The following is a 26,609-nucleotide window of genomic DNA, read 5'->3' as shown; positions in this document are numbered from 1 at the left end:
ACTGGACACGTCTATCGGGGATACGCGCCCCGTATCCCTTAGTGTACTGGTGGGCGCGCCGGTCGGCCGGACCGGGACGACAGGGAAAGCACGCTATTGTATCTCACACACAAACAACTATTAACTCGGTTCCGTCACTCGGTGGTACCACGCCCGGCCGGTCCCCCACCGCCGGGTCGAACCCATGACCGTCCGCGACCCCATCCCCACGTTCGCCCCCCGCCGGAGCGTCCGGAAACGGGCCCGCGGACCGGTCGCCGCTCTCCTCGGCGCCGTCGCCGCGTGACCCCGACGCGGGGACGGCCGGCTCGTCCACCGTGACGAGCGAGTCGTCTCCCGGACGCTCCCAGACTCCGCTTCGCCGCCCGGAGACCGCGCGGTGCGGTCGCCGGCGGCCGAACCGACGCAGACCGCGAGGCGCCCGCCTCGCGTCCCGATCCACATCCGACGATGAACCCAGACCGATCCCCCTCCAGACGCACCGACCACCCCGACCCGTACGCGGGCCCGCACCCGTCCGAACCGCTCCCGTCGCGCGGCGCGATGATCGCCTTCGCGGCGCTGCCGGTGGCGACGGTCGCGGTCCTCTCGTTCCCGACCGCCGCTGCGGTCGCGCTGGCGACCCTCTGCGGCGCCGTCGCCGGCGCGGTGATTCACCGACGGCACCCGAACGCGGTCGACCGGACGTTCCGCCTGCCGGACGACGACGGCGCCATCAGAGAGGCCTGACGTATCCGGCGCGGGCGAGTACCGCTGCGCCGCTCCACCTCCCCGCTGACGTTTCAGCCTCCACCTCCCCGCTGCCGTTTCAGCCTCCACCTCCCCGCTGCCGTTTCAGCCTCCGCTTCTCCGGTCGCGGAACTCGGCATTTATCAGTCGCCGCCGCCGACCGCGAGGCGTGACCGACCGCGACGCCGGGCAGAACGGAAACCCACGCGACGCGCCCTCCGCGTCAGTCGCGATCACCGCCGGGGCCGCGCTGTTCAACGATGGCCAATTCCTCGCGGCGCGCGACGTCTGGGAGGGTGAACGGCGACCGACCGACGACGGCGGCAGCGGCGCCGACGGTGACGCGCCCGACGACGGCGAGCGACTGCGTCGGGGGCTGGCCGCGACCGCGGCGGCGACGCACCGCGCGAGCGACGGCGACCGATCCGGAGCGGCGGAGCGCGCGGACGAGGCCGTCGCGGCGCTGGCGAATGTCTCCGATCCGCGCGGAGTCGAGCTAGGTCCCGTCCGGGAGTGGGCTGAGCGGCTCGCTTCGGCCCCCGAAAAGGCGGATTCGGCGACCGCGCCGCGGATCCGGATCGACGACGAGACGCCTGACTTCGACGGCCTGTCGCTCGCCGCGGCCGGCGTCGCGGCAACGGCGCTCGCGAGAGTGGGCGAACCGGGCGATCCGGAGGCCCTCGTGGCCGCGGCGGAGTTCGCTCGCGAGGAGCGGGGGACGGGACGGACCGAGTTCGCCGAACTGCTGTTCGCGTACCTCCGAACGCCGGACGCGCGGCCGCAGGTGGCCGCGCGGCTGGGCGATCACGTCGATCGCGAGGCGCGGAAGCGGCGCGACGTCGACGGCCTGTTTTAGCCGATTCGGCGCGGAAAGACGGGCAACGGCCCGTCGAGCCGGTCAGGCGTCGTCCGGGTCGGCGGGGAAGTTGGGTTCGGCGGGCGACTCGGGTGCGGGCCGATCGGCGTCCGACGCGAACGAGTCGTCGTCGTAGCGATCGCCGTCCGCCTCGGTGTCGCGGTCGGACTTGGGTTTGCCCTCGAAGGTGTAGTCGGCGGAGTTGTCGGCGGGGTCGTAGCCGAGCGCCTCGCGGGCGCGCTCGATGGAGTAGTAGCGACGGTCGTTGTTCGAGATGCCGTACACGATCTCGTAGCCGTACTCGGCTCGGAGACAGCGGTCGAACAGGTGCGCGCAGTCGCGGTGCGAGAGCCACATCGCCTGCCCCCGCTCGTACTCTCGGGGCGGGTGGTCCTTGGTGAGGTTCCCGATGCGGACGCAGACGACGCTCATGTCGTACTCGTCGTGGTAGAAGCGCCCGAGCGACTCGCCGGCCGCCTTCGAGACGCCGTAGAGGTTGCCGGGGCGGGGGAGCTCGCTGCCGTCGAGCCGGTAGTCGTCCTCGGGGCGGTACAGGTCCGGGGTCCGGTCCTCGGTCTCGTAGCCGCCGACGGCGTGGTTCGAGGAGGCGAACGCGAACCGCTCGACGCCGGCCTCGGCCGCGGCGCGCATCACGACCTGCGTCCCGTCGATGTTGTTCCGGAGGACGGAGTCCCACGGCGCCGTCTTCCGGGGGTCGCCGGCGAGGTGGATCACCGCGCCGACGTCGGCGACCGCCTCGCGGACGGCGCGCTCGTCGGTGATGTCGGCGACGTACCGGTCGGCGTCGGTGACCCCGTCGGGCACCTTCGCGGCCGGGAGCGGCTCGCGGTCGAGGAGCCGCCAGTCGTACTCGTCGCCGAGACCGCGGAGGATGGCCTGTCCCACCCGTCCGCCGGCGCCCGTCAGGAGGACCGGCTCGTCCATTCGACTCTACGTGGGCGGGAGAACGGCATATATGACACGGTTCGACCGGTGGGACCGAATCGAGTTCGGAAAAGCGGGACGGCAGACGGAGAGGCGGTGCGAGACCGCCGGAATGCGGCGCTTACGGAGAATCGAGGAGAAAGCCTCGCGCTTCAGCGCGGGGAGGATGTCAAAGTTTCTTCCGCGAGACCTTGACGCCGGTGGGGGCGACGATGATCTGGTCGTCGCCCTTCTGGACGATGTCGCCGTCGACCTCCTGGACCACCTGACGGAGCTCGTCGTAGACGTGTTCTATCGTCCGGTCCGACGTGGAGTGGCGGGTGATGTCCGCGATGACGAAGTCGCCGTCGTACACCGCGTCCTTGATCGGGATGACGTCGCTCTGGTCGCCGATCTCGGCGAAGTGTACCTGCGTGCCCGTCTCCGCGTGCGCGTCGGCGAAGTCGTCCGCGTCGAGCTCGACGTAATCGTCGACGGAGCGGCTCCCACCCCCGCCGAGGATCTTGCTCATGATGCCCATACACACCACACGACGAGGTTAGACATTAGTTCTTACGTCAGACACACCGGGCGGCCCGGCCGCGCTCGGCTCACTCCAGCTGCTCTTGCCACTCCTGGACCCGCGAGAGCAGCTCCACCGGAGGGGTCGCCGCGACGTCGACGTCGCGCAGCTCCTCGATCACGGCGCGGGTCTCGGGGTCGAGCCGCGCCGGCTCGGCGTCGGGGCCCGTCGCCCCCGGCGTCGACGCCGACTCGGCCGCGCCGCCCCCGTTCCGGGAGGGCGCGCTCGCCCCCTCGTCGGGGGCGGACGCCCCGTCGCCCGAGAACGACCCGGACGAGAGGTCGAAGACGACCTGCTGCGTGCCGCCCCCGCCGTCCCCCCCGGAGCCGGCTCCGTCGCCGGTCCCCCCGCTCCGCGAGCCGCGGGCCTCGATCGCCTTCTCTTCGCGGAGCCGGTCGAGGACCTCGTCCGCGCGGGAGACGACTGGGCCCGGGACCCCCGCGAGGTCGGCGACGTGGACCCCGTACGAGCGGTTCGTCGGCCCGTCGCGGACGGTCCTGAGGAACGTCACCTCGCCGTCGCGCTCGTCGACGGCGACGTGGACGTTCGCGACGCGGGGGAGGTGGTCCGCGAGCGTCGTCAGCTCGTGGTAGTGGGTGGCGAAGAGGGTCCGCGCGCGCACCTCGTTGTGGAGGTACTCGGTCGCGGCCCACGCGATGGAGATGCCGTCGTAGGTCGCGGTGCCGCGGCCGACCTCGTCGAGGATGACGAGCGAGTCCTCGGTCGCCGAGTGGAGGATGTTCGACAGCTCCTGCATCTCGACCATGAACGTCGACCGGCCCTGCGCCAGCTCGTCGAGCGCGCCGACGCGGGTGTAGATGCCGTCGACGAGCCCCACCTCGGCCGCGCGGGCGGGGACGAACGAGCCCGCCTGCGCGAGCAGCTGGATCAGCGCGGCCTGCCGCATGTACGTCGACTTCCCGCTCATGTTCGGGCCGGTGACGATGAGGAAGCCGCGCTCGGCGTCGAGCCGCAGGTCGTTCGGGACGAAGTCGGTCGTCCCCTCGACGACGGGGTGCCGGCCGGCCTCGACGTCGAGGCGGCGCTCCGCGGTCAGCTCCGGGCGCGTCCAGTTCCGGCGGGCCGCGTGGGTCGCGAGCGAGGCGAGCGCGTCGAGCTCGGCGACCGCCCGTCCGGCGTCCTGAAGCAGCTCGGCGCGCTCGGCGACCCGCTCGCGGAGCTCCTCGAACAGCTCGTACTCTAAGTCGCCGCGGGCCTCCTCCAAGCGGAGGACCTCCCGCTCCTTCTCGTCGAGCTCGTCGGTGACGAACCGCTTGGAGTTCTTCAGCGTCTTGATCTCTCGGTAGCCTTCCGGGACCTGGTCCGCCACCGACTTCCCGACCTGGATGTAGTAGCCGTCCGTCTTGTTGCGGTCGACCGTGACGTGGCTGAGCCCGTGCTCGCGCTTCTCGCGCTCCGCGAGCCCGTCGAGCCACGACTTCGCCGCCTCGTGGCGCTCGATCAGCTCGTCGAGCTCGTCGTCGTAGCCGGGTTTGAGGAGCCCGCCGCCCGTCTTCGCCTTCGGCGGGTCCTCGGCGAGGGCGTCCGCGAGTTCGGCCCGCAGGGCGGCCGCGGCGTCGCGGTCGACGCGATCGAGGACGGCGGCCGCGGGCGAGTCGGCGAGGGCGGTGTCGTCGACCGCGTCCGCGAGGTCGGGCAGCAGCGCGAGCGTGTCGCGGACGGAGAGCAGTTCCCGCGCGCCCGCACTCCCGCTCGTCGTGCGCGCCGCGAGCCGTTCGAGGTCGTAGGCGTCGCCGAGCACCTCGCGGATCCGGTCGCGGGCGAGCGCCGCGGACGCCAGCGCCTCGACCGCGTCGAGGCGGGCGGAGAGCGTCTCGCGGTCCCGGCGCGGGCGAGTGAGCCACTCCCGGAGCAGCCGGCCGCCCGCGGCGGTGACGGTGTGGTCGACCGTGTCGAACAGCGAGCCGTCGGCGTCGCCCCGCATCGTCTCCGTGATCTCCAGGTTGCGCTGGGTGGTCGCGTCCACGTCGACCCGGTCGTCGGCGCCGTAGGCGGTGAGGCGGGTCATCGAGGCCAGCACGCCCGCGCCCGTCTCCTCGACGTACGAGAGGACCGCGCCCGCGGCCCGGACCGCGAGCTCCGAGTCGAGCCCGACGCTGTCGGTCGTCTCGCGGCCGAACTGCTCGCGCACCGCGTGCTGCGCGCGGCCGGTCGCGAACGCCTCCGCGTCGAAGGCGGTCACGCGCCCAGAGAGGTCCTCGCGGACCGCTTCCAGCATCCCGTCGTCGTTACGGACACGGGGCCCCGGCAGCACCTCCGCCGGGTCGAACCGGTACAGCTCGGCGCGCAGGTCGCCGCCGTCGTCGACCGTCGTGGCGAGGAAGCGGCCGGTGGTCACGTCCGCGAACGCGAGCCCGTAGGGGCCGTCGGCGTCGGCGTCCGCGGTCGCGCCGGCGCCCCCGGCCGCGTCCGCTTCGCGGACCACGGCCGCGAGGTAGCGCGCGTCGTCGTCGCTCGTCTCGAGGACAGTACCGGGCGTGACGACCCGGACGATCTCGCGGGCGTGGTCGCCGCCGTCGGTCTCGTACTGGTCGGCGACCGCGACCCGGTAGCCGCGCTCGACGAGGGCGTTCACGTACGGCGTCAGCTCCGACAGCGGCACGCCCGCCATCGGGTACGACGAGCCGTGGGAGGACTTCTGCGAGATGCTCAGGTCGAGCTCGTCCGCGACTAACTCGGCGTCGTCCGCGAAGAACTCGTAGAAGTCGCCGCACTGCATCGCGAGGACGTCCGCGTCCGTCTCCGCCTTGAGATCGAGGAACTCCCCGACGATCCCCGTTGCCATATGTCCGTACTCCCGCCGTGCGCGGCTAAAACCCTGCGGGTGTCCGCGCGGTTTCGGACGTCCAGCGCGTCCGCGCGGAGTTACCTCAGCCGGTTCCGCCTCGTCGACGAACGGTGGACGATCCCGGAGACGCCGAACACGAGCGCGAACAGGACCGCGTACGCGTACCCCGGGACTCCGGCGAACGGGACGGTGCCCCCCCACGCCGCCGTCGCCAGCAGCCCGCACACGACCGCGAGCCCGACGTAGTACTCGCTCCAGAGGATCTCGTTGTCCGAGACGATCTCCAGGTACACCTCCAGCTGGCGGCTCTCCTCGGTGAGCGACACCAACCCCCGGTCGGACTCGTAGTCGATGAAGCCGCTGGCGGCCAGCTTCGGGAGGTGCGACTGGTGAAGCGCCGTGTACACTCGCTTGCGCTGCTTGTACGTCACCTCGGGGATCTCGAGGTCGTTCTCCCACGCCGCCAGCTGCTCGGCGATGTCGCGGACGCGCGCCTCGGTGCCGTTAGCCTTCAGATACTTGATCACGTTCCGGCGCCGTCGGTTGCTCAGGGCCGTGAACACCTCGTCGCGCGACGGACCGTCCGCGTCAGCGGGCGAGGGCTCGTCCGACCCGATAAGTTGTGGTGTCATGGCTCACCCGTTTGAACTGTGAATATATTAAGCCGACATTACATATCACTTTCTATTAATTCGCCGACTGGGATCGCAATAAAGTTCGATCGATAAAACACACACAAAAAGTTTGAAATCCGGTTTTGTGGCATTTTTGAAATGAGGGCTCGATTAATGAGCTGATTTTGTTCGATACCATAATTTTTCTGTAACGATTGGAGGGAGAGAGGCCCGCGGCGGCGGTGGCTAACCCGCGGCGTCGGTAGAGTGCGAACGCGGCGGTAGGCGGCGCATACATAGGTCGGTACGCGCCGTCCGAACCGATATGAACGCGTTACGAGACGCGGCCGCCGATCGCCTCCGACGACCCGCGCGCGTCGCCGTCGACCGACTCCGACAGCCCGAATACACCGGAGAGAACCGCTGTCTCCCCTGTACGATCGTTAACGTCGGGATCGCGGCGGGCGGGGCGGCCGCGGTGGCCGCGGTCGGCGCGCCGCTCCTCGGCGCGGCCGGGTTCGGCGCCGCGCTCGCGGCGGTCTGGCTTCGCGGCTACCTGGTGCCGGGCACGCCCGAGCTCACGAAGCGGTATCTCCCCGAGCGCGTCCTCGCGCTGTTCGGGAAAACGCCCGGTTCGAGGGGGATATCCCCCCGTCCGTCGGGAGAGGTCGATCCGGAGACGTACCTGCTCGACGCCGGCGTCCTCGTCGAGACGCCCGCCGGCGACGACTTCGCGTTCGCGCCCGAGTTCGCGTCGGCATGGCGGGCGGCAGCGACGGGCGAGCCGAGGGACACTGGCGTCGGCGGGGACCGAAGCGACCGCGATGACGTGGCGGCGCTCGCGACGCTCACCGGGATCGACGCCGACGAGCTGGCGATCGACTGGTACGAGGGCGTCGGGTTCGCGTACGCGGGCGACGAGAAGATCGGCCACTGGGAGTCGCGCGCGGCGTTCCGGGCGGACGTCGCGGCCGACCGAGTGCTGACGGCGACCCGCGGCGACTGGACGACGCTGGCGCTCGCGGACCGCAGCGCGGTGCTCGGCGCGCTCAGGCTGTTCGTCGACGAGTGTCCGAGCTGCGCCGGCGAAGTCGGGCTCGAAGAGCGCGTCGTCGAGTCCTGCTGTTCGAGCTACGACGTGGTCGCCGGACGATGCGCCGGCTGCGACGCGCGGCTGTTCGAACTGCGCCTCCCGGAGTCGGTCGCGGCCGCCGCCGAGTAGGGGAGACCGACGGTTCGGATACGAGAGCGGAGTACGACGGAGAAGGAGCCTTTTTCGAGCCCGGTCACCGGAGCCGAAGCTGCCGGAGCACCGAGAAGCGGTTGACCCACAGCTGGACCGCGCTGGCGGCGGCGAAGGCGCCGAGTCCGAGGCTGGTCCAGAGGATCGGGTCGACGGCCGACACGAGCGGGACGTCGAGGAGCGCCGCGAGCACGACGAGCAGCGAGCCCACGGCGAGCGCGCGGTAGAGTTCCGACCACGTCGCGCCGCCGGGCGCGAGAATCTCCGTGTAGAGCCGCACGTCGCGCGCGCGTCGCGAGAGATCGATGGTCTGCGTCTCGCGGTCGTACGTTATCACGCCCGCGTCCGCCAGCTTCGGCAAGTGCGTCTGGACCAGCGACGTGTACACGCTCTCGCGGCAGCGCTTCGGCGGCGGGCTCTCGCCCGTCTCGCGGCCCGCGACGAGCGTCGACAGCTCGTTGACCGAGACCGTCCCGCCGACGGCGCCGAGCTGTTCGATCGCGCGCCGTCGGCGCTCGTTCGCGAGGATGGAATACACTTGTTCGGCCGGTAACACGTCGTTTCGGAGTTTCATGAAGTGGCCTCCGGGCGGCCGCGCTCGCGGCGCCCGAGTTCTGTCGCCCACTGCGTCGGACGAGGGTATATGTATGGGCCGCCGGCCGCGACGACCGCCGATCGAGCAGAGAAAGTACGCGCTTCCTGTCGGATTCGACGCGACGGGTACGGCCCTCGTGCCGCGTTCGGGGACCGCGGTACGGGCGTCCTACCGCCAAAACCTACCGGGGTAGGAGCGTCGGACCGCCGGTCGAACGCGATCTTTGACCTGCGGCATGAGACCTTTTACCGTTTGGAATCGGCCGTTCGACGGTGGCGTGGGAGCGCGTAACTACGTCGGTATCCCTCGGAGGGGAGAGTAACCGATTCGGTCAGCCCAGCGCGGACGGGGGGCGGGTCGGGGGAGAAACCATGAGCCAAGACACAAACGACACAATCGGACTCTCGCGGCGCAAGGTGCTCGCCGGCCTCGGCGCCGTCGGCGTCGCGTCCGCGGGCGCGGGACTCGGTACCACGGCGTACTTCAACGACACCGAGTCGTTCACTAACAACACGCTCACCGCAGGCGAGCTGGACCTCAAGCTCGACTACAAGTCGACGTACCTCGGCGGCCCCGGCCGCCTGGACGACGTCGTCGACATGGGCTACCCGGACGCCGAGGACCTCGGTGACGGGCGGTACCTGCTCGATCAGGCGCCCAGCCCTGCGGACATGCAGGCGTGGGAGGACCTTGTTACGGGAGAGGAGTTCGACTTCTGTTCGCCCGATGCGGACGAGTTCCTCGTCAACGGCGACGGAATCCCGGTGTTCACCCTCGACGACGTGAAGCCCGGCGACTCCGGCGAAGTCACCATCAGCATCCACATCTGTGACAACCCCGCGTTCCTCTACCTCGCGGGCGAGCTGACCGAGAACTTAGAGAACGGCCAGTCCGAGCCCGAACTGGAAGACGAGGGTGAAGACGCCGACGGGATCGGCGAGCTCGCCGACGCCATCGAGGTCTGCGTCTGGTACGACGAGGACTGCGACAACGTGTACGAGCCCACGGGAACGGGCCAACAGCAGGAGCTGGAAGTCGCCTTGGTCAGTGACACCTCCGGCTCGATGAGCGGCGCGAACCTCTCGGCGCTGAAGGCGGCCGCGACGAGCTTCGTCGGAAACCTCTCCTCGCCGGACGAGGCGGCCGCGATCTCGTTCGCGAACGGCGCGTCGCTGGACCAAGAGCTGACGACGACCTACCAGGACGTCATCAACGCGATCAACAACTACACCGCGTCCGGCAGCACGAACGTCGCGGGCGGGATCAACGTCGCGCAGACGGAACTCACCAGCGGAACGAACGCGACGCCCGGCGCCTCGAAGGTCATGATCGTCTTGACCGACGGCTTCGAGAACATCGGCGACGCTCGGACGGCCGCCACCGCGGCCAAGAACGCCGGCACGCGTATCTTCGGGATCGGGCTCGGCAACAACGTCGACGCCAGCCTCGTTCAGGACATCTCGTCGTCACCGGACGACGCGTTCCTCGCGCCCGACCCGGCCGATCTCGACACCGTCTACGCCGAGATCGCGCAGATCGTCTTGGAGGGCGAACAGAAGATCCTCTCCGGCACGATGAGCGAGGTCTTCGCGGAGCTGGCCGACGGCGAGGCGCTCGACGGCAACCGCCAGGAGGAGGGTCGGCAGCCGTACCCCGGCGCGACCACCCAGTGCATCGGCTTCGAGTGGACGCTCCCGGCGGAGGTCGGCAACGAGATCCAGACCGACTCCGTGAGCTTCGATCTGGCCGTCTACGCCGAGCAGTCGCGGCACAACGACAACCCGGACGTCTCGTTCAACGGGACAGATGTCGAGAGCAACAGCCCCGGTCCCGCACCCAACGGCACCGGCAACGTGAGCAATTCGAACTAGCTTCACGGAGCAACGCGGCCCCGGACGACGAGACACGTCCGGTTCCCGGCTCGGCGCCTTCGGGCGGCCGACGCGGCGGTTCGCGACCGCCGCCGGGAGTTCCCTTCGGGGATGATACACAATGAACGACGACAAAATCGGACTATCGCGGCGCAAGATGCTGGTCGGACTCGGTGCGGTCGGCGTGGCCTCCGCTGGCGCGGGCCTCGGCACCACGGCGTACTTCAACGACACGGAGACGTTCGAGAACAACACCCTGACCGCGGGCTCGCTCGACTTGTTCGTCAACTACGAGGCCTCGTACGACAGCGACGGAACGGTAGTGAATCAGGCCGAGACGGCGGCCGGTGAGCAGGACGGCACCCCCGCGGGAATGTTCTACGACCTTGAAGACGTGAAGCCCGGCGACTCCGGCGAGGTGAAGTTCTGCTTCGAGATCGTCGACAACCCCTCGTACATGTGGGCGTGCGGTGACCTCTCGCAGGCGGAGAACGGCATTAACGAACCCGAATCGGCCGTCGACGACACGCCCGATCTCGGCGAACTCGGCGACTCGATCGTGGCGAGTCTCGCTTACTGTGACGAGGACGGCGAACCCCTCGCGGACGGGGAGATCGTCTCCGGCTCGCTCGTCGACGTCATCGCGGCGATCACCGGCGGCGCGCCGCTTGACGGCACCGGCATGCCGGGGATGGCGCCCGGCGACCAGGCGGAGTACTCCGAGGTCGTCGACCCCGAGGAAGGCGAGTCGTACATCACCGGCCCGTGTGTGTGCCTCTCGTGGGAGATCCCGACGACGGTCGGCAACGAGATCCAGTCGGACTCGCTGACGATGAACTTCGAGTTCCACGCGGTCCAGTCGCGCCACAACGACGGCACGGCGAACCCGTGCGTTCCCTCTATCACGACCCGCACCGGCGAGGGCTTCGCCAAGCAGCAGGAGTTCGCCACCCAGCAGGAGACCTCCTTCGCCCGCGGCCGCTTCGGGAACAACGGTCCCTCGGGTTCGTGGGAGGTCGCGGTCGGCCCCGACGTCGGCAGCGCGACCACGGCGAACTACGTCTGGACGCCCACGAACACCGTTCCGTTCAGCTTCTCGTACGACGGTAGCGGCAGCGCCTCGTTCACCCTCGACGGCGTGAACGTCGCGAGCGGGATCCCCGCACCCAGCGGGAAGCTCGCAATCACGACGAAGGCCGACGAGGCGTCGGTCTCGGTCGCGAATCTCGCGCTCGACCTCGACGGCACAGCTGTCGCCCTCAGCGGTCCCGACGCGGTCTCGGCGTCGAACGACGGGCCCGACCGCGAGGTCACCTACCTCGTGTTCGACACCGACGCCGCGGACGTCGCGAACACGTTCACGATCACCGGAGACGTGACCGTGGACGTACAGGGCGACTACTCCGGCAGCGACGAGGGCGTCGCGTTCGACATCAGCGTCGAATAAGCCCGGAACCGTACGCACGGCACCTGCCCGGGACTTCCGGGCAGTCCGTGGCGCACCCGACCGCGGCGACTGCGGTCCCCCACGTGGCGTACGACGGTTCGACTCCGTCGGTGGGACTCCCTTCGGGGACATTACACTCATGACAGACAACGAAAAAATAGACACGATCGGACTCTCGCGGCGGACCGTGCTGGCCGGCCTCGGCGCGGTCGGCGTGGCCTCGGCGGGCGCGGGCCTCGGCACCACGGCGTACTTCAACGACACCGAGTCGTTCGACGGGAACACCCTCACCGCGGGCCAGCTCGACCTGCTCGTCGACTGGCAACAGACCTACGACTTCGGCGAGGGCCGCCAGTTCGTCAGCGCGCACCCGGACCACGACGGCGACGGCGAGCAGTCCGTCGAGATCGACGGCGAGGTGTCCAAGTACAGCGACTTCCCGGACGAGACCGACGCGGACAGCAACGGCGCGAACCTCCCGGTGCTGACCTGCGACAACATCCCGCCGCTCTCGGAGGCGGACTTCGGGACGGATCCGGTCACGGGCGAGGAGATGGAGACGCTCGTTCAGCTCACCGACGTGAAGCCCGGCGACTCCGGCGAGATCACCTTCTCGCTCCACCTCTGTGACAACCCCGGCTACATCTGGATGCAGGCGGCCAACGTCGACGACGACGGCGGCACCGAAACCGAGCCCGAGCTGCTCGTCGATCCGGACAACCTCGGCGACCTCGGCGACGCCATCGAGGCGCGGCTCTGGTACGACGAGGACTGCGACAACGTCTACGATCCGGCCGAGCCGGTCGACATCATGCTGACGCTCGACTTCTCGGGCTCGATGCTGTACGACGGGTTCGGCGGCGTGGTGAGCGAAGACGACATCACGATCAACGGGAGCACCTACGACGAGACGACGAAGATCGACCTCGTCGAACTCGGCACCCGGCAGTTCATCGACTTCCTCCAGAGCTCGAACGCGGACGTTGAGGTCGGCGTCGCGTACTTCGACGGCGAGAAGAACGGCGACAACGAACCCCGGACCGGGATCTTACAGCCCCTGACCGACGACCTGTCCGTGGTCGACGGCGCGCTGACGAACCTGCGGCAGAAGCTCGCGAACGTCGTGAGCGGCGGCGCGGGCTCGACTCCGTTCGACGGCGACGGGAATCCCGACCCGTTCGTGGGCGGCGGCGGTATCGCAACCGGCACGTACATCGGCGAGGGCGTCGACGACGCGCAGGCCGAACTCGACGCGAACGGCCGGACCGGCGTCGCGAAGCAGAACATCGTCCTCTCGGACGGCGAGTCGTTCAACGGGACGGGCTCGACGACGTTCTCCTCGCCCACCGCGGCGGCCGACGACGCCCGCGCGGCGTCGCCGAGCCCCGCGACCGACCTGTTCACGATCAACGTCGACGGCAGCGCGAGCACGCTCCAATCGATGGCCGGCCCCGCCGGCGGGACGGGCGGCGATCCGCTGTTCTTCAACGACCTCGACGACCCGCTGAACATCCCGACGGTGTTCGGCAACCTCGCGGCGCAGGCCACGCAGGAGAAGGTCATCATGGAGGACACGCTCGCGAACGTCCTCGCCGAGCTCGCCGACGGGGACGGGATCCCGCTCGACGGCAACCGCGCGACGCTGTACGACGAGCTCGCGGACCCGGCGGACGACCCGGACCGCGACGCGTTCCGCGGCGACGGCGTGATGCACTGCGTCGCACTCGAGTGGGAGCTCCCGATCGGCGTGGGCAACGAGATCCAGGGCGACACGCTCGCCTTCGATCTGGGCTTCTACACCGAACAGGCGCGCCACAACGACGGCTCCGGGCCGTCGCTGCCGGCCTGATCGGGGGTTTCGGACCCATCGCGACGTGACGGTCGAAGCCGATCGACGGCGGGACCGATCGGGCGAGCGCGGTGGGGTACGGCGCCCGTACCGCCGGGTACGGTCACCGGACCGGTCGGGTATGACGCGTATACATACGACTACGGCGACGGTAGAGAGGGCAGAGACGAGGGATCACATCGACGACACGGCCGTTCGGAGCCGCGACGACACACAATGACACAGAAGGAATCAGGACTTACGCGGCGGGAGGCACTCGCGGGCGCCGGAGCCGTCGGCTTCGCGACCCTCGGAGCCGCCTCCGGACGGCCGACGGGAACGGACAGCTGGGGTGAGTACACGGACTACACCTACGCGCAGACCGACCGGCCGTGGGACCTGCTCGTCGGCTGGCGGCGGAGGGAGAACGGGACGGTCGTCGATTCGAGCCCGACGGACGCCGAAGACGACGTCGAGGCGGCCGGAATCCGTCTCGTCGACGTCGACAACGCCCTGCCCCACGACACCGGGACCGCGAGCGTGGGCCTCCGCTTGGAGGACCCCGCGGGCGTAGCGCCCGACGGCGTCCGGGTGTGGCTGAAGATCGGCCCGGCCCTCGACGGCCCCGACGTGAGCGCGGTCGACCGCGCGCTCGCCGACCGCATCCGGCTGGAGGTCCGGTACGACACCGGCCTCCTCGGGGTCGGCGCGTGCGCGGGCGCCGAGAGCGACTTCGCCGGCTACGGCGAGCTGATCGCCGCCGGCACGCTCGCGGAACTCAACGCCGACCCGGTGGCGACGGGGATCGAACTCGATCCCACGCTGCTCGGGAACGGCTGTCTCACGACCGAGGAGCGCCGCTGTCTGACCTTCACCTGGGAGTTCGACGGGGAGGGCGGTAACGCCGGACAGGGCGGCGCCGTCGACTTCGACGTGCGGTTCGCCGCCGACGACTGCTCGGCCGAGGGGAACCCCTTCGCGATGAGCGACGCGACCGGCGGCGACGCCACCGAGGTGGGACAATGACCCCCGGAGACGATTCGGGACGGCGCCCGAGCGGGCTGAGCCGCCGCCGGCTGCTCGCCGGGATCGGCGGCGTCGGCGCCGTCGGGATGGCGAGCGGGATGGGCACGGGCGCGTACCTCTCGGACCGGGAGACGTTCGCGAACAACGTCTTCGGCGCCGGCGAGGTCGGGCTGACGGTGAACGGCGAACCCACGGACGGGACCGTCACCGTCGATCCGTTCGGGGTCGATCGGACGACGTTCGACCGGCGCCCCGAGCCCGAGGGGTTCGAGATCGGGGCGTCGGCGAACCCCGTTCGGGTCTGGCTCGCGACGGAGTGCCCGGACGGCGACCGGCTCGGGAACGCGCTCGAAGTCAAGGTCGTCGTCGACGGCGAGTCGGTGACGGGCGGCTACCGGCCGCTCGTCGAGGTCGAGCGCCTCCTCGCGACCGGGGTGCGGATCGACGACGGCTGCCTCGCGGCCGCCCCCGACGGCGACCCGATCGTCGTCGAGGTCGCCCCCTATCTCCCGGCGGACTCGCCCGACGTGGGCGGAGAGACGACCGAGCTGACGTTCCGGCTGTACGCCGAGCAGTGTCGCCACGTCACGGAGGAGCAGGCGAACGCCCCGGGGGCGAACCCCTTCGCGGATGTCGTCTGCGGGGAGACGGAGACGGAGTGCCCCGAGTGCGTCGAGTTGGGCACGGCGAACTTCGGCGGGTCGACCGCGGTCGGCGACGTGCTCCAGTTTGATGAGGGGGGATCGTACGAGATCGAGATCACCGAGGTCGAGACGAAAGACGGCGGCGAGGTCGTCGGCGTCGCGTTCCGGCTTCGGGACGCCGACGGAAACCCGGGGCCGGACATGTGCTCCGTGGCTGTCAAGGGCGGACCGGACCGGAACCCCGATCCCGTCGATATCGATCCGGCGTCTCCGGAGACGGGTGAGATCGTGTTCGCGCCGCTGAACTCCGACAACGGCAAGCGGTACGGGGTCAGCAACGTCACCGTCAGCGTCTGCGCCGGCGACGGCGCCGGGGGCGGAGCCGACGACAGCGGCGGCGGAGAGGAGCACGGCGACGACCGCACCGGTGACGGCGACGGTAGCGGGACCGGCAACGGCGGCGGAAACGGCAACGGCGGTGGGACCGGCAACAGCGGCGGAAACGGCCGGAAGGGGAACGGAACGCCCGGGAAACCCGACGGCAAATCCGCGAACGCCGGCGTCGGCCGAGGCGAGGGGGGCGGAAACGACGACACGGAGGCGAACTGATGACAAACCTACTCACAGCACCACGGACGAAGCGCGCGGCGAACGTACTCGGGATCGTCCTGCTGATCGCGCTCGTCGCGCCGTTCGCCGCGTACGCGGCCCCCGAGGTCGTCGGCGCCGACGAGAGCTTCGTCGTGCTCACGGCGAGTATGACGCCCGCCATCGCGCCGGGTGACGTGGTGATCGTCGCCGACCGCGACCCGGCCGCGATCGCCGAGGGCGACGTGATCACGTTCATTCGGGGCACGAGCGACGTCCCGGTGACGCACCGCGTGATCGACGTGGTCGACGAGGGCGGGGCGCTCGCGTTCGAGACGATGGGCGACGCCAACGAGGGACCGGATCCGGGGCTCGTCCCGGCCGGGAGCCTCGTCGGCGTCGTGACGCTGACGATCCCGTACATCGGGTACGTGATCCAGTTCGCGGGCACCCGGGTCGGGTTCGTGGCGCTGGTGCTGCTCCCGTTCGGCCTGCTCGCGGTCACCGAGGTCTGGTCGATCGTCCGTGGCCGCGACGGCGCGGAGTCGCCGGCCACCGCGACCGCCGATCCGGACGGCGAGCCGGTCGGCGGAGGGGACGCCGAGACGGCGGCGTTCGAGTTCGCAGCCGAGCCCGAGCTCGCCCCGACGGCCGCAGCGACCGCCGCGAGCGGTTCCGGTGGCGTCTCGGTCGACGCGGTCGGCGGCGCGGCGGCGGTACTCGCCGTCTTCGCTCCGTACGCGGCGTACGTCGCGTTCGAGCTCCGGAGCGCCGCCGCGATCGCGGTCGCTGTGGCGACCGCGACGCTCCTGTTCGGCGCGCTCGCGATGTGGGTGCCGGCGAGCGGCGTACTCGACCGGAGCGTTCAGAGCGCCGCGTCGGAGTCGGAGGGCGACGCGTCGGAAACGGCCGCCGACGGCGGGGTCTCCGAGAGCAACGCAGAAGCCGACGAGAGCGACGAGGATTCCGGCGAGAGAGACGCGGATTCCGGCGAGAGCGACGCGGATTCCGGCGAGACGGACTCGGCGGCGGTCGCGACGGGCGAAGAGCGCGTGGAACCGGACGAGTCGGCACCGGTACGGACGCCGACAGCACGCCCCGACGCCGCCGGAGAGGTGGACTGATGCCCGCGAACCGCGGGCTCGTCGCGCTCGTCGCGCTGGCCGTGTTGGTGTGGAGCGTCGCGTTCGCCGGCGGGGCCACGGTCGCGGTCCTCTCGGCGAGCGTCGACGTGACGACGACGTTCGAGACGCCGGAGGAACTGGGCGAGGTCAACGAGTCGAGCGGGAGCGGGTTCACCGTGGCGACCGTGCCGGTCGAGAACGGGACGACCGCTGTGGGAGGGAACGGGACGTCGGCGGCGGCGAACGGCACGGAGACCGCCGGGAACGCCACGGTCCCGACCACTGAACAGAACACCACGGTCCCACAGACGGACGAAAACGACTCGGCGCTGGTGACGAACGAAACCGAGACGGACGAAAACGACTCGGCGCTGGTGACGAACGAAACCGAGACGGACGAAAACGATTCGACACCGACCGATCCGACGGGAGACCAGTCGAGCCGGCCGAGTGAGGGGACGGTGACGAACGAGTCGGCTCCGGCGGGGAACGCGACCGCCGAGGGGTCGACCGCGCCCGACGCGAACGACGTCGACGCGGTCGCGGTTCGTCACTCCCCGGATCCGTCGCGGTCCGGCCAGGGAGCGCGAACGTGACCGTACCGAGCCGGCAGCGGGAGCGTCTCGGGAAGGGCGACGCACGGTCCGACGGGCGCTGCTCCGGCCCCGGGGCGAAACTCACCGCGCTGTTGCTGCTCGTCGCGTTGCTTCTCCTCGTGTTCCTCGGCAGCGTCGTTCGGATGCTCGGGTGAACTCGTAAACGGCGCGGCCGGGAGGCGGTTCTCAGCCGGTGGCCGCGCCCGCCGGAGTTATGAGCGGTACCGGCGTACGATCAGCCGACGAATGATTGCCCTCGACGCCTACGCGTTCGTCTTCGTCGCCGGGCTGATCACGGCGCTGGCGACCGGGATCGGCGCGCTCCCGTTCTTCTTCTTCGAGACCATCAGCGACCGCGGGAACGTGGCGCTGTGGGGGTTCGCGTCGGGTATCATGCTCTCCGCATCGCTGTTCGGACTGGTCCAAGAGGGGCTCGCGGAGGGGACGCCCGTCGAGATCGGGGTCGGAATGCTCGCGGGCGTCGCGCTCGTCGTCGTCGCGCACGAGGTGCTGATGGACGCCGAGATCGATCCCAGGGAGTACGAGGAGGCCGACTTCAAGAAGCTAATTCTGATCCTCGGCGTGCTGACGGTCCACAGCTTCCCGGAGGGGATCGCGGTCGGCGTCTCCTTTGCGGACCTCGGGCTGTCGGGCGGCACCGCGCTGTTCGGCTTCACGGTCCCGCTGCTCGCCGTGTTCATGACGGTCGCCATCTCGATCCACAACGTCCCCGAGGGGACGGCCATCTCGATCCCGCTGCGGGCGATGGGCGTCTCGAAGTGGAAGATGGTGTGGTGGTCGATCTTCTCCAGCCTCCCGCAGCCGATCGGCGCCGTGATCGCCTTCGCGTTCGTGCGGTACGCCCGCGAGTTCCTCCCGTACGGCTTCGGCTTCGCCGCGGGCGCGATGATCTACCTCGTCCTCTCGGAGTTCGTCCCCGAGGCGCTCGAAACGGGCGAGGACCTCCCGCGCGGCGGCAAGCCGGTCCTCGTCGGCGGCGTCACGCTCGGCGTCGCGCTGATGATCCCGCTCGCGTATTTATAAGCGATCGACGGCAGCGACGAGGTATTTAAACGACCGAGACCGGCTGCGACGATCTTTTATAAATGAACGGCGCGGTGGCGCGTGCCTGCGAGCGGCCGACAGGCCGCGAGACAGCACGCGCGAGGGAGTCGGTGGTCCGGAGCGAAGCGGAGGACCACCGACGAGGCTGGGGAGGCGTGAGGTGCGGTGCTGTGCGGTGCGGGGTGGGACTCAAAGGGGCAGTCGCGAGGACGCCGTAGGCGACGTAAGCACCGCAGGGAGCGAGTGAAACGAGCGACTGAGGAGCACAGCGAGCGTACGGCGTCCTCGCGACTGGGGCTTTGGAAGCGTTCATCACGGATCTTCACGAAACTGTTTATAAATAAGCGGCTGGGGCTTTGGAAGCGTTCGTCACCGATCTTCCCAAAACCGTTTATAAATAAACGGCCGGGGCTTTGGAGGCGTTCACCCTGCCGTCATCCATTTATAAACAACCACCCGATTCGACGGCTCACTCGCCACCCAACACGGTCGGGTTGACCGCGCCCGGACCCTCGCCCACGTCGTAGCCGTGCCGGACCGCCTCGGTCATCTCCTCGACCGCGGCGCCGACCGCCTTGGGGATCGACTCCCCGCGCGCCAACCGCGCCGCGATCGCGCTCGACAACGCGCAGCCGGAGCCGTGCGTCGCCTCGGTGTCGATCCGGGGGGTCTCGAAGCGGTCGACGGTCGGCTCGCTCTCACCCCCTCCCGCGTCCCCCTCCGCGCGAACGAGCGTGTCGACGACGACGCCCTCCTCGACCGACTCGCCGTCGAGGTGCCCGCCCTTCACCAGCGCCGCGTCGGCGCCGAGCGCGACGAGCTCTCGCCCGGCCGCCTCGGCGTCGGCCGGGGTCTCGACCGGGTCGCCGGTCAGCACCGCGGCCTCGTCGGCGTTCGGCGTGACGAGCGTCGCGGCCGCGACTAGGTCCCCGTAGGCGTCCTCGGCGGCGGGCGAGAGCAGGCGGTCGCCCGTGGCCGCGACCATCACGGGGTCGACGACGAGGGGCGCGTCGGCGTCCCCCGCCAGTTCCGTCACGCGCGCGACGATCTCCGCGGTCGCCAGCATCCCCGTCTTGACCGCGCCGACGTCGAAGTCGTCGGCGACCGCCGCGTACTGGCTCGCGACGTGGTCGGCGGGGAGCGGGTGAACGTCCTCGACGCCGCGCGTGTGCTGTGCGGTCGTCCCCGTCACGACCGACGCGCCGAAGACGCCGTGGGCGCGCATCGCCGTCAGGTCCGCCTGAATCCCCGCCCCGCCGCCGCTGTCGCTGCCGGCGACCGTCAGCGCGACCGGCGGGTCGACCGGGTCGTACTCGGGCATACGCGGTGGTACAACCTTATAATATTAATTGGTGGTGGTCCGGCGCTTCGGCCGCGCAGATCGTCCCGCCAACCGCCTGCCGTCGCCGAACGACCTTTTCGGCTCCGCGGCGTAGCGGGCGGCATGGCAACCGACTCCGACGCCGCGTCCGGCGCCGACAAGCCCGAGGCGATCACCGTCTACTCCGACTACGTCTGTCCGTTCTGCTTCCTCGGGCGGCGGTCGCTCGCGAACTATCAGGAGACGCGCGAGGAGCCGCTCGACATCGACTGGCACCCGTTCGACCTCCGCGCCGGCCAGCGCGGGCCGGACGGCGAGATCGACGGGGACGCCGACACCGGCAAAGACGAGGAGTACTACGAGCAGGCGCGCGAGAACGTCCGCCGGCTTCAGGAGGAGTACGGCGCAGACGAGATGCAGCTCGAGCTCGCGACCGACGTCGACTCGCTGCCCGCGCAGGTCGTCTCGGTCCGCGTGCGCGAGACCGCGCCGGACGCGTGGCTCGCGTTCGACGAGGCCGTCTTCGACGCGCTCTGGCTTGAGGGGCGCGACATCGGGGACCGCGACGTGCTCGCCGACATCGCGGCGGACGTCGACGGGCTCGACCCCGCCGTCGTCGACGAGGCGCTCGGCGACGACGACCTCCGCGAGCGCGTGACCGACATGTTCGACGCCGCGCGGCGACAGGGCGTCACCGGCGTGCCGACGTTCGCGTACGAGGGCCACGCCGCCCGGGGCGCGGTCCCGCCGGAGCAGCTCGAACGGCTCGTCGAAGGGGTCTGATCGCGACACGGTCGAGAGCGCCTATCAGTCGTCCGCGCCGGGCTCGGGGCGCCCCCCTCCGGCGTCGCTCCTCGACGCGACGGCGTCGTCCCGCGGGTCGACGAACCGGTACGCGAGCGCGACGCAGCCGAACGCGAGCGCGAAGCCGGCGACGACATCGGTGAGCCAGTGGATGCCGAGGTACATCGTCGCGACGACGACCGACAACGAGAGCGGCACCGCGACCGCCGTCCACCGCGGGTACTCGTCGCGGGTCAGGACCGCGAACGTCCCGACGGTGACGGAAAGCGAGGTGTGGAGCGACGGGAAGACGTTCGAGTTCTCGTTCACCTCGCTCGCGAGCAGTATCACGTCCGGCTGGTTGGTGAACAGCAGCGGCGTCACCATGTCGGGCATCACGTTCCGCGGGCCGTGCGCGAACACCAGCGTGTAGAGGACCAGTCCGATCCCGTAGTTGAGCGCGTACGCGACGAGCAGCCGCCTGAGATCCGCGGTTCGAGGCAACGCGAGGTACGCGATCGCCGGGAACGCGACGAGGAACGCGTACCCGTACACGTACACCCGCGAGAAGTAGGCGGTCAACGCGGGGGACGCGAACGTCGCCTGGATCCACGCGACGAAGCCGCCCTCCAGCCCGTAGATGAACGCCGTCACCTGGATCCCGAAGAGCCTGGAGACGTTCAGCAGCGCCGGGCGGCCGACCGCGCTGGCGAGGAGCACCACGCAGACGAGCGCGACGACCCGGCGCGCGTCCCAGATCCGGTCGCGGAGGTCGGTCCACGTCTCACGGAGCCGGGCGGGACCGATCACCGCGACGCTCGCGACGACGAGCATCGCTCCGACCCACGCCACGACCGACGTGAGGACGGAGAGGAACGGACTCATTGCGCCCGCGAGAGCAGCCGCCCTTCGCTGTCGAAGCGATACCCGATGTCCCGCAGCGCCGTCCGAGCGGCCTCGACGTCCAGCGACCCCTCGTCGTCGAAGAAGGGGTGAACGGGATCGGTCCCGTCGGTCCACGCCAGCGAGTCGGGGACCGCGTCCGGCGACGCCGCGAGCGGGGAGGCCGCCGCCCGCGCGTACCCGTCGAACGCCTCGTCGACGACCGCGGACTTGTCGATCAGCCGCGCGATGACCGCCCGGAATCGCGGGTTCGACAGCGGGCTCCGCCGCACGTTGTAGCCGACGTGGTAGAACGCCGCCGACCGGCCGTTCACGAGCCGCGCGTCGTCCGAGCCGCCGATCCGCGGGACCGACTGGGGGCCGAGGTTCGAGACGGTCGCGTCCGCGAGCCCCTCGACGACCGACTCAACGGCCGAGATGTCCGACGGCAGCACCTCGACCCGGAGCCGGTCGAACGCCGGCTTCCCGTGGTACCGGGGCGGGACCCCCGCTCGCGGGTCCGTCGTCTCCCCCGAGCTCTCCGCGTCGGCGTCGGGGGCCGGACGGACGAGGAAGTGGTCGGGGTTGCGCTCGAAGACGACCGACTCCCCGGCGGTCGCCTCGACGAACCGCAGCGGGCCGCTCCCGACCGGTTCGGGGTTGTTCGTGACGACCGCCTCCGTCGTCTCGAAGTCGAACTCGAACCCCCCGATCGTCGCCGCGTCGGTCCGATCGGACCAGACGTGTTCCGGGAGGATCGGCACCCGGAGCGCCCGCGCGGCGACCGTCTCGTTGACGTCGGGCACGGTGAGCCGGACCGTCGAGTCGTCGAGGACCCGCTCGTCCTCGACGAGGGAGCTCCGCCCGCGGAACCGCGGCGTCGGCACCGACGTCTCGACGCTCCCCAGCGAGGTGTCTCGGAGGAACCGGTAGGTGAACGCGACGTCGCTCGCCGTCACGGGCTCGCCGTCGTGCCACCGGGCGTCGCGGAGCGCGACGTCGACGGTGTTCGCCCCGGGGCGCTCCCAGTCGGCCGCCAGCCACGGGACGGTCGACTCGCCGTCCGTGCGGACGAGCGGGTCGTACAACAGGCCGGTGAACGTGCCGTACCTCCGGTACTCGGCGGCGATCGGGTTCCAGTTCTCCGTGATGCGGTCGTCGGTCGTCACCAGCCGGAGGGCGGTTCCGGTCTCGCCGTCGGCGTCCGCGCCGCTCGCCGTCGCAGACGAGGTCGCGTTGCCGCCGTCCGCCGTCGCGTTGCCGTCGTCCCCCGTCGCGTTGCCGCCGTCCGACCCCCCGTCTCCCGCCGCGTCGGCGTCGGGGACGGCGTCGAGGCCGAGGAGTCCGGTGACCGACACCGGCTGGCGGTCTTGGGTCCACCCCTCGAACCGGGCCCCCTGGACGGCGGTGAGCGCGTCGGGGAACGCGACGACGGAGAAGGGCTGGAGGTCACACACCGTCTCCTGAAGCGCGTCGACGGCGTCGGACCGGTCGCTCCCGGCCGCCCGGCGCTGTCGCTCCAGCAGGTCGTCGACCGGCATCTCCGTGAGCCCGAAGGGGTTCTGCCACCCCGGCTCCGCGACGAACTGCGAGTGCGTCAGCCCGTACAGCGCGTCCGAATCGAACGGCTCCGTCTCCACGAACTGCCCGACGTAGAGGTCGAAGTTCTGGTTCACGAGCACCTTCCGCCACAGGTCGGTCTGTCCGACCGTGTTGAGTCGGACGTCGATGCCGACCGCGGTCAGGTGCTCTTCGAGCTGTCTCGCGATCCGGATCCCGTTGGGGTCGCCGTCGGCCGGCGTGGCGTTGATCTCCAGGGTCAGCTGCGAGTGCGGGTCCCGTCCGGCGATGTTCTCCGTACGACCGAGGCAGCCGGCGCTGGCGGCCGCGAGGCCGAGCCCTGCGAGCGCCGCTCGTCGACTGATCGGTCGCGTCATCCGTTCGTTTCCCCCTGTTTTCAGTCGCCGGATATATCTTTTCTGTGCCGTCGCCGCGCCGAGGGGTCCGTCGCGCCGACGCGATCCCTCGCACGCGGCCGGATCGACCGCATCAGATCACGTCCGCCAGCGGGAGCGCGAGCCCGATCGCCCACGCCAGCAGTCCGACGACGGCGATCGGTCGGTCCGCGGCCGCCCGCCCGATCGCGACGACGCCGAGCCCGGCGAGCAGCGCCACCCGGTGGACGATGAGGTCGGGCGGGACCGCCACCCCGAGCGCCGCGAAGTCGGCGACGAAGCCGCCGCCGAGGCCGACGACGACGGCGACCGAGGCCGCCCCCGGATCCGACCGCGGCGCGCGCCAGACGACCAGCGCGGGCAGCCCGATCGCGAGGACGAGGTACAGCGGCGCCGCGATCGCCTTCGGCGACACGCCCGGCAGCGCCGTCTCCAGCGTCACGCCCGCGAAGCGGACGCCGACGAGGACGACGCCGAGCGCGAGCCCCAGCGTCGCGGCCGCGGCGTGTCGCTCCGCGTCGGTCCGGAGCCGGCCGAGGAGGTCGGCGGCCGCCTCGCGGGTCCGTCGCCGGAGCAGCGCGCCGGCGAGCGCCGCGGTCGCCGCCAGTTCGATCACCGAGAGCCAGCCGTCGCTGCGGCCGCCGTCGATGCCGCGATACTCACGGCGGACGTCGGTCGCGCGGCCCGAATCGATGAAATCGTCCTCCAGCCGCGTCGCGGGCGCGTCGATGTCGGGGACGGTGTGTCGGAGCCGGAACCAGTCGTAGTACTCCTCGTGGGCCTGGACCGCAGTGTAGGCCCCGTCGGGGGACTCGTACGCGCGGAGGTGGTCGCGGACCCCGAGGTACGCCCCGTCGTGGAGCTCGAACGTCTCGGTCAGCCAGACCCCGCCGGTCGGCCCCTCGACGTACGAGTAGCGGAGCGAGCTGTGCGCGTCCCGCCAGTCGCGCCCGACGAACTCCCGGACCTGATCGTCGCCGGCGGTCGCCGCGGCCTCCCCTGGTTCGGTCTCCTCCCAGTCGGCGCCCGGGTCGCCCTCGATGGCCGCCCGCGTCGCCGCCGCGTCGGCGTGGAACACCACGTTGATCGCGAGCGTCCGCCCCTCGACGGTCCTGGTTCGGCTGGTGTACGGCCAGAGCCGGTAGTCGCCGTCGACCGCGATGAGGCGGTCGTCCGCCACGTCGTCGACCGTCGGCTCCTCGGCGACACCGGCGAAGAACCCGGAGAGGACGAGGCCGACCCCGACCACGAGGAGGAGGGCGACGACGACCGCGACCCGCTTCATGCGCCTCACCAGAGGGCCGGGAAACAAACGTGTTCGGGTGGAACCGCCGCGCTACCGCCGAAGTATCCCGCGGATCGCGGCGGTCACCACGTCTCGACGACCCCGTCGCGGACGTCCTCGGCGCACCCCTCGCAGTCGGGGTGACCCGACTCGAAGCAGGCCGGTCGCCCCTCGGCGTCGACCGGCACGGTCCGACGCTCGGCGTGGCGGCGGCAGACGATGCGGGCGCGCCCGGCGTCGTCGGTCGGGAGGTCGAACCGCGCCGCCGCGGCCGCGTCGCCCTCGGGGTCGTCGCGGCCCTCGGCGTAGGCGCGTCTGGCCTCCTCGAACTGCTTGCCCGCCTTCCGGAGCTGCTGGCGGATGACGCGTTCGAGCCGATCGTCCATACCGCCCGTTTCGGCGCGGCGGATATAGGTCCGTTGACGAAACGGCCCGGGAAACCTTGATGAGACGCCCGAGCGATCGCTCGGGTATGTCCGACGACTGTATCTTCTGTTCGATCGTCGCCGGGGACATCCCGGCGCGCACCGTCCACGAGACCGACGCCGTGCTGGCGTTCCTCGACGCGAACCCCCTCGCGCGCGGCCACACGCTGGTGATCCCCAAATCGCACGCGCGGCACGTCGGCGACCTCGACCCCGACCTCGCGAGCGACCTGTTCGACGCGGTCGCGTCGCTCACGCCGAAGGTTCAGGACGCCGTCGACGCCGACGGCGCCAACGTCGGCGTCAACGACGGCGAGGCGGCCGGCCAGGAGGTCCCGCACGTCCACGTCCACGTCGTCCCGCGGTTCGAGGGCGACGGCGGCGCGCCGATCCACGCGGTGGCGGGCGCTCGGCCGGACCTCTCGGACGACGAGCTCGACGCCGTCGCCGAAGACGTGGCGACCGCGATAGACGGGTAGGAAACGGGACGGCGCCGCGGCCCGCGCCGCCGCTCGGCTTCGCTCTTTTTAAGATACACCTCCGGCGAGGCCGGGACATGCAGGCGACGACGCTCGCGCTCGTCGGGGCGACCGGCGGCGCGGGAACGACGCGGACCGCTGTCGAACTGGCGGCGATGGGCGCGCGCGACGGCGACGACGTCGCGGTCGTCGACGCCGCGTTCACCACGCAGGGCCTCTCCGAGTACGTGGCCGGACGGATCGACCCCGACCTCACCGCGCTCCTCACCGAGGATCCGGACGCCGCGTTGTCGGCGGCGGCGTACCCCGTCGCCGGGACCGGTGCGAGCGCCGAGCGGCCGGGATTCGGGGGCGGGAGCGGCGGCGACGCGAGCGACCGCGACGCGAGCGACCGCGACGCGCCGGACCTCCCGGGACGCGTCGACGCGATACCCGCGAGGGCGCCCTTCGAGCGCGTCGGGCGGGCGAAGACCGCGGAGGCCGCCCGGAAGTTAGAGCGGCGGATCGACGAGGCGGCGACGACGTACGACGCGGTGGTCGTCGACGCCGCGCCGATGGGCTCGAACGAGGCGGTCGCGGCCGCGACGACCGTCGACCGCGCGGTCGCGGTCCGGCCGGCGACGGCCCACGGGCGCGACGCGGCCCAGCGGCTCCGCGGGCGGATCGCCGACGTCGGCGGGAGCCTCGACGCGACGCTCGCGGTCGAGCGAGCGGGGGCCGACGGCGGGAGTGACGAGGACGAGCGCGACGGCGACGGATCCGGCGTCGTCCGCGTCCCGGCGACGGATCCCGAGATCGCGGCCGCGCCGACCGCGGCGGCGGGAGACGACGCGTACGCGCGGGCGATCGCGGCCGCCTACGAGACCGCGTTCGACGCGTCGCTCGGCGTGGAGTTCCCGGAGCCGGGGCTCGTCGAGCGCTTCACGCCCTGAGACGG

25 protein-coding genes are annotated in these 26,609 nt (G+C 70.9%); 15 read left to right on the top strand and 10 right to left on the bottom strand.

The window, feature by feature from the left end; genetic code table 11:
- Positions 1-450 precede the first annotated feature (450 nt).
- A complete protein-coding gene (locus DVK07_RS00410) occupies positions 451-729 on the top strand; it encodes a hypothetical protein (RefSeq protein WP_233565351.1) in 279 nt (92 codons plus the stop codon).
- A 169-nt stretch (positions 730-898) separates the two neighbouring features.
- Positions 899-1,585 carry a hypothetical protein gene (locus DVK07_RS00405; RefSeq protein WP_121595207.1) on the top strand — a complete coding sequence of 229 codons (687 nt, stop codon included), beginning with the start codon at positions 899-901 and terminating at the stop codon, positions 1,583-1,585.
- Positions 1,586-1,627: 42 nt separating this feature from the next.
- On the opposite strand, the gene azf is transcribed toward DVK07_RS00405, so the two are convergent.
- The 4 genes from azf to DVK07_RS00385 all read right to left on the bottom strand — a co-directional run bounded on the left by azf (position 1,628) and on the right by DVK07_RS00385 (position 6,533).
- Positions 1,628-2,530 (bottom strand): NAD-dependent glucose-6-phosphate dehydrogenase Azf, encoded by a 903-nt coding sequence (azf, locus tag DVK07_RS00400; RefSeq protein ID WP_121595206.1) that lies wholly within the window; start codon positions 2,528-2,530, stop codon positions 1,628-1,630.
- Between the two features lie 169 nt (positions 2,531-2,699).
- Positions 2,700-3,050, bottom strand: a complete 351-nt coding sequence (sepF, locus tag DVK07_RS00395) for a cell division protein SepF (RefSeq protein WP_121595205.1) — start codon at positions 3,048-3,050, stop codon at positions 2,700-2,702.
- Positions 3,051-3,120: 70 nt separating this feature from the next.
- Positions 3,121-5,898, bottom strand: coding sequence for a DNA mismatch repair protein MutS (gene mutS / locus DVK07_RS00390; protein WP_121595204.1), 2,778 nt, complete (start codon positions 5,896-5,898; stop codon positions 3,121-3,123).
- Positions 5,899-5,978: 80 nt separating this feature from the next.
- Positions 5,979-6,533, bottom strand: a complete 555-nt coding sequence (locus DVK07_RS00385) for a hypothetical protein (RefSeq protein ID WP_121595203.1) — start codon at positions 6,531-6,533, stop codon at positions 5,979-5,981.
- A 307-nt stretch (positions 6,534-6,840) separates the two neighbouring features.
- On the opposite strand from DVK07_RS00385, the gene DVK07_RS00380 reads away from it, so the two are divergent.
- A complete protein-coding gene (locus DVK07_RS00380; protein WP_121595202.1) occupies positions 6,841-7,737 on the top strand; it encodes a hypothetical protein in 897 nt (298 codons plus the stop codon).
- Positions 7,738-7,801: 64 nt separating this feature from the next.
- Here the strand turns inward: DVK07_RS00380 and DVK07_RS00375 are convergent, their stop codons facing one another.
- Entirely contained in the window at positions 7,802-8,332 is a 531-nt protein-coding gene (locus DVK07_RS00375) for a hypothetical protein (protein WP_121595201.1), read from the bottom strand.
- Positions 8,333-8,724: 392 nt separating this feature from the next.
- Between DVK07_RS00375 and DVK07_RS00370 the strand changes: the two genes are divergently transcribed.
- From DVK07_RS00370 to DVK07_RS00335, 9 genes are all read left to right on the top strand, one after another.
- The gene (locus DVK07_RS00370; protein ID WP_121595200.1) at positions 8,725-10,224 is read left to right on the top strand and encodes a VWA domain-containing protein; all 1,500 of its coding nucleotides are present in this window, start codon (positions 8,725-8,727) and stop codon (positions 10,222-10,224) included.
- Positions 10,225-10,345: 121 nt separating this feature from the next.
- Complete coding sequence (locus tag DVK07_RS00365; protein ID WP_121595199.1) at positions 10,346-11,671, top strand: choice-of-anchor W domain-containing protein; 1,326 nt, start codon at positions 10,346-10,348, stop codon at positions 11,669-11,671.
- A 139-nt stretch (positions 11,672-11,810) separates the two neighbouring features.
- Positions 11,811-13,520, top strand: coding sequence for a SipW-dependent-type signal peptide-containing protein (locus DVK07_RS00360; RefSeq protein ID WP_121595198.1), 1,710 nt, complete (start codon positions 11,811-11,813; stop codon positions 13,518-13,520).
- A gap of 216 nt (positions 13,521-13,736) precedes the next feature.
- Complete coding sequence (locus tag DVK07_RS00355; protein ID WP_121595197.1) at positions 13,737-14,525, top strand: hypothetical protein; 789 nt, start codon at positions 13,737-13,739, stop codon at positions 14,523-14,525.
- Positions 14,522-15,778, top strand: coding sequence for a SipW-dependent-type signal peptide-containing protein (locus DVK07_RS00350; protein WP_121595196.1), 1,257 nt, complete (start codon positions 14,522-14,524; stop codon positions 15,776-15,778). Before DVK07_RS00355 ends, DVK07_RS00350 begins: the two co-directional genes overlap by 4 nt.
- The gene (locus tag DVK07_RS00345) at positions 15,778-16,881 is read left to right on the top strand and encodes a signal peptidase I (protein WP_121595195.1); all 1,104 of its coding nucleotides are present in this window, start codon (positions 15,778-15,780) and stop codon (positions 16,879-16,881) included. The genes DVK07_RS00350 and DVK07_RS00345 overlap by 1 nt, the downstream gene beginning before the upstream one ends.
- Positions 16,881-17,477, top strand: a complete 597-nt coding sequence (locus DVK07_RS00340; RefSeq protein ID WP_121595194.1) for a hypothetical protein — start codon at positions 16,881-16,883, stop codon at positions 17,475-17,477. Before DVK07_RS00345 ends, DVK07_RS00340 begins: the two co-directional genes overlap by 1 nt.
- Positions 17,474-17,632 (top strand): hypothetical protein, encoded by a 159-nt coding sequence (locus DVK07_RS22585; RefSeq protein WP_158603119.1) that lies wholly within the window; start codon positions 17,474-17,476, stop codon positions 17,630-17,632. Before DVK07_RS00340 ends, DVK07_RS22585 begins: the two co-directional genes overlap by 4 nt.
- Before the next feature lie 91 nt (positions 17,633-17,723).
- Positions 17,724-18,521, top strand: coding sequence for a ZIP family metal transporter (locus tag DVK07_RS00335; protein WP_121595193.1), 798 nt, complete (start codon positions 17,724-17,726; stop codon positions 18,519-18,521).
- Positions 18,522-19,011: 490 nt separating this feature from the next.
- Here DVK07_RS00335 and thiD read toward each other — a convergent pair whose 3' ends face one another.
- Positions 19,012-19,863: a bifunctional hydroxymethylpyrimidine kinase/phosphomethylpyrimidine kinase gene (gene thiD / locus DVK07_RS00330; RefSeq protein WP_121595192.1), complete on the bottom strand. Its 852-nt coding sequence runs from the start codon at positions 19,861-19,863 to the stop codon at positions 19,012-19,014.
- 123 nt (positions 19,864-19,986) lie between these two features.
- Between thiD and DVK07_RS00325 the strand changes: the two genes are divergently transcribed.
- The gene (locus DVK07_RS00325; protein ID WP_121595191.1) at positions 19,987-20,646 is read left to right on the top strand and encodes a DsbA family protein; all 660 of its coding nucleotides are present in this window, start codon (positions 19,987-19,989) and stop codon (positions 20,644-20,646) included.
- A 24-nt stretch (positions 20,647-20,670) separates the two neighbouring features.
- Here DVK07_RS00325 and DVK07_RS00320 read toward each other — a convergent pair whose 3' ends face one another.
- The 4 genes from DVK07_RS00320 to DVK07_RS00305 form a co-directional block, all read right to left on the bottom strand.
- Positions 20,671-21,531 (bottom strand): phosphatase PAP2 family protein, encoded by an 861-nt coding sequence (locus DVK07_RS00320; RefSeq protein WP_121595190.1) that lies wholly within the window; start codon positions 21,529-21,531, stop codon positions 20,671-20,673.
- Positions 21,528-23,465, bottom strand: a complete 1,938-nt coding sequence (locus tag DVK07_RS00315) for an ABC transporter substrate-binding protein (protein WP_121595189.1) — start codon at positions 23,463-23,465, stop codon at positions 21,528-21,530. The genes DVK07_RS00320 and DVK07_RS00315 overlap by 4 nt, the downstream gene beginning before the upstream one ends.
- 112 nt (positions 23,466-23,577) lie before the next feature.
- Positions 23,578-24,768, bottom strand: a complete 1,191-nt coding sequence (locus tag DVK07_RS00310) for a hypothetical protein (RefSeq protein ID WP_121595188.1) — start codon at positions 24,766-24,768, stop codon at positions 23,578-23,580.
- A gap of 83 nt (positions 24,769-24,851) precedes the next feature.
- Positions 24,852-25,154 carry a hypothetical protein gene (locus tag DVK07_RS00305; RefSeq protein WP_121595187.1) on the bottom strand — a complete coding sequence of 101 codons (303 nt, stop codon included), beginning with the start codon at positions 25,152-25,154 and terminating at the stop codon, positions 24,852-24,854.
- Positions 25,155-25,240: 86 nt separating this feature from the next.
- Here DVK07_RS00305 and DVK07_RS00300 point away from each other — a divergent pair, with 86 nt between their 5' ends.
- The gene (locus DVK07_RS00300; RefSeq protein WP_121595186.1) at positions 25,241-25,672 is read left to right on the top strand and encodes an HIT family protein; all 432 of its coding nucleotides are present in this window, start codon (positions 25,241-25,243) and stop codon (positions 25,670-25,672) included.
- Positions 25,673-25,749: 77 nt separating this feature from the next.
- The gene (locus DVK07_RS00295; RefSeq protein ID WP_121595185.1) at positions 25,750-26,604 is read left to right on the top strand and encodes a ParA family protein; all 855 of its coding nucleotides are present in this window, start codon (positions 25,750-25,752) and stop codon (positions 26,602-26,604) included.
- The last annotated feature ends 5 nt before the right edge of the window (positions 26,605-26,609 follow it).

The organism is Halorubrum sp. Atlit-26R (assembly GCF_003666015.1).
In the GTDB taxonomy this organism is placed as follows: domain Archaea; phylum Halobacteriota; class Halobacteria; order Halobacteriales; family Haloferacaceae; genus Halorubrum.
The sequence above is the reverse complement of the archived record's forward strand: the minus strand, read 5'-3'. Positions and strand labels throughout refer to the sequence as shown.